Below are 3091 nucleotides of genomic sequence, written 5' to 3' on the forward strand. Positions count from 1 at the left end.
GATCAGCCCCGCCCGCCCCATATAGCAGTTCGCCAGCTGGTAGCGAACCAGGTCGATCGGGTTGTCGGTGGTCAGCTTGCTGTAGACGCGATCGTCGGTATAGCCGAAGTTAACCGCCTTATAGCCGCCGTTATTTTCCGCCATTTTCTGCTTCACGATATCCGCACCAATGGTCGCCGCGAGGTGGTTTGCCTGCCCGGTCAGGTCGGCGGAGACGTGATAATCGACGCCGTCTTTCTTAAATGCCGGATTGCGCAGATAGGCCCACAGCACGGTGACCAGCCCCAGCTCGTGCGCGCGTTCGAACGCCGCGGAGATCTCTTCGATCTGGCGCCGCGACTCTTCGGAACCGAAATAGATAGTCGCGCCCACCGCCACCGCGCCCATATTAAAAGCTTGCTCAACGCTGGCGTACAGCGTCTGGTCAAAGGTGTTCGGGTAGCTCAGGGTCTCGTTGTGATTCAGTTTTACGAGGAACGGAATGCGGTGCGCGTAGCGGCGCGATACCGAGGCCAGCACGCCGTAGGTTGACGCCACGCAGTTACAGCCGGCCTCAATCGCCAGCTCAACGATATTTTTCGGATCGAAGTACAGCGGGTTGGCGGCAAAAGAGGCTCCCGCCGAGTGCTCCACGCCCTGGTCAACCGGCAGGATCGACAGGTAGCCGGTGCCGGCCAGGCGCCCCGTGTTGTACAGGGTTTGCATATTACGCAGCACCGCCGGCGGACGGTTGTTATCAACCATCACTCGGTCGACGTAATCCGACCCCGGTAAATAGAGCTGATCGGCTGGAATAGTCATACAACGGTGCTGTAACAGGCTGTCGGCATCTTTGCCAAGCAACTGCGTAATATCAGTCATAGCAATAACTCCCGTAAGGCCGGCCGCAGCCGGCGTCAATGTTCCTGACCCAACTTTTTTGGGCAGGTTAAGCCTGGTACCGACTTAGCATATTTTCCAGCCGGGATCGCATTTTTTCAGCAACTTCTGCTGGCACGATTCAGATACGAAAAAGTGTTAGCTTGCTCAAACAATCAGCTCAATGGTATTTCAAAGGTATTATCAAGTGGTACTCTAAATGCGTACCTTACCTGTCATGAAGGATCTCCAAATGAAAACTACAGCAAAGCTGTCGTTCATGATGTTCGTTGAGTGGTTTATCTGGGGAGCGTGGTTTGTTCCCCTGTGGCTGTGGCTAAGCAAAAGCGGCTTCAGCGCCGGCGAAATTGGCTGGTCCTATGCCTGTACCGCCATCGCCGCCATTCTCTCCCCGGTGCTGGTCGGCTCGCTGACGGACCGCTTCTTCTCGGCGCAAAAAGTGCTGGCGATTCTGATGTTCGCCGGGGCGATACTGATGTACTTCGCCGCGCAGCAGACCACCTTCAGCGGCTTCTTCCCGCTGCTGCTGGCCTACTCGCTCACCTACATGCCGACCATCGCCCTAACCAACAGCATCGCCTTTTCCAACGTTGCCGACGTCGAGCGCGATTTCCCGCGCATTCGGGTAATGGGGACCATCGGCTGGATCGGCTCCGGCCTGGTGTGCGGTTTCCTGCCGGGAATGCTCGGCCTGAGCGATATCTCGCCCACTAACGTACCGCTGCTGATCGCCGCGGGGAGCTCGCTGGTGCTGGGGATTTTTGCGCTGTGCCTGCCGGATACGCCGCCGAAGAGCACCGGCAAGCTGAGCCTGAAGGTGATGCTGGGGCTGGACGCGCTGATCATGCTGCGCGACAGGAACTTCCTCGTCTTTTTCTTCTGCTCATTCCTCTTCGCCATGCCGCTGGCCTTCTACTACATCTTTGCCAACGGCTATCTCAGCGAATCGGGGATGAAAAACGCCACCGGCTGGATGACCCTCGGCCAGTTTTCGGAAATCTTCTTTATGCTGGCGCTGCCGTTCTTCACTAAGCGCTTTGGTATTAAAAAGGTTCTGTTACTTGGTCTTATTACCGCCGCCATTCGCTACGGCTTTTTCGTCTACGGCGCGGCAGATAACTATTTCACCTATACGCTGATGTTCCTCGGTATTCTGCTGCACGGCGTCAGCTACGACTTCTATTACGTCACCGCCTACATCTACGTCGACAAAAAGGCGCCGGTGGCGATGCGCAACGCCGCGCAGGGGCTCATCACCCTCTGCTGTCAGGGGTTCGGCAGCCTGCTGGGCTACCGCCTCGGCGGGGTGATGATGGAGAAAATGTTTGCCTACTCATCGCCGGTAAACGGTCATACCTTTAACTGGGCAGGGATGTGGACGTTCGGCGCCATCATGATTGCCGTTATCGCCGTGCTGTTCATGGTGTTCTTCCGCGAGTCGGACAAAGACATCACCACCATTGAGATCGACGCGCAGGATGCTGCGCTTACACAAGAGGAAGTCAAATGAAAGCAGAACGTATTCTCGGTGCCCTTTACGGGCAGGCGTTAGGGGATGCGATGGGCATGCCGTCGGAGCTATGGCCAAGATCGCGGGTGAAGGCCCATTTCGGCTGGATCGACCGCTTCCTGCCCGGTCCGGCGGAAAACAATGCCGCCTGTTACTTTGCCGAGGCCGAGTTCACCGACGACACCTCGATGGCCCTGTGCCTCGCCGATGCCATCATCGAGTGCGACGGGCGGATCGTTCCCGATACCATCGGCCGCCACATCCTGCGCTGGGCGGAGGAGTTTGACGCCTTTAATAAAAACGTCCTCGGTCCGACGTCGAAAATCGCCCTCAAGGCCATTCGCAACGGCACGCCGGTGAGCGAGCTGGAGAATAACGGGGTGACCAACGGCGCGGCCATGCGCGCCTCGCCGCTGGGATGCCTGCTGCCGACCGGCGACCTCGACGCCTTTATTCACGAAGTTGCCGCCGCCTCCAGCCCGACGCATAAATCTGATTTAGCCATCGCCGGCGCGACGGTCATTGCCTGGGCCATCTCGCGTGCCGTTGACGGCGCAAGCTGGTCCGCCATCGCCGACGCGCTGCCGGCCATCGCCGGGCACGCCCAGCTGCAGCGCACCACCACCTTTAGCGCCTCGCTGGCCCTGCGCATTGAGCTGGCGCTGCGCACCGTGCGCGGCGCGGGCGGAGTCGAGCCCGCCT

Annotated in this window: 3 protein-coding genes; 2 read left to right on the forward strand and 1 reads right to left on the reverse strand. The window is 58.8% G+C overall.

Going from position 1 to position 3091, the window contains the following annotated elements:
• A partial coding sequence (locus tag PFH44_RS26240) for a class I fructose-bisphosphate aldolase (RefSeq protein WP_283826644.1) occupies positions 1-861 on the reverse strand: 861 nt, incomplete at its 3' end.
• A 250-nt stretch (positions 862-1111) separates the two neighbouring features.
• On the opposite strand from PFH44_RS26240, the gene PFH44_RS26245 reads away from it, so the two are divergent.
• Positions 1112-2389, forward strand: coding sequence for a nucleoside permease (locus PFH44_RS26245; RefSeq protein ID WP_283826645.1), 1278 nt, complete (start codon positions 1112-1114; stop codon positions 2387-2389).
• Positions 2386-3091 (forward strand): ADP-ribosylglycohydrolase family protein (locus PFH44_RS26250; protein WP_283826646.1); only part of this gene is annotated, 706 nt, incomplete at its 3' end. The genes PFH44_RS26245 and PFH44_RS26250, both read left to right, overlap by 4 nt.

It is taken from the genome of Klebsiella sp. Ech2A (genome assembly GCF_030078455.1).
Taxonomy (GTDB): Bacteria; Pseudomonadota; Gammaproteobacteria; order Enterobacterales; family Enterobacteriaceae; genus Klebsiella; species Klebsiella terrigena.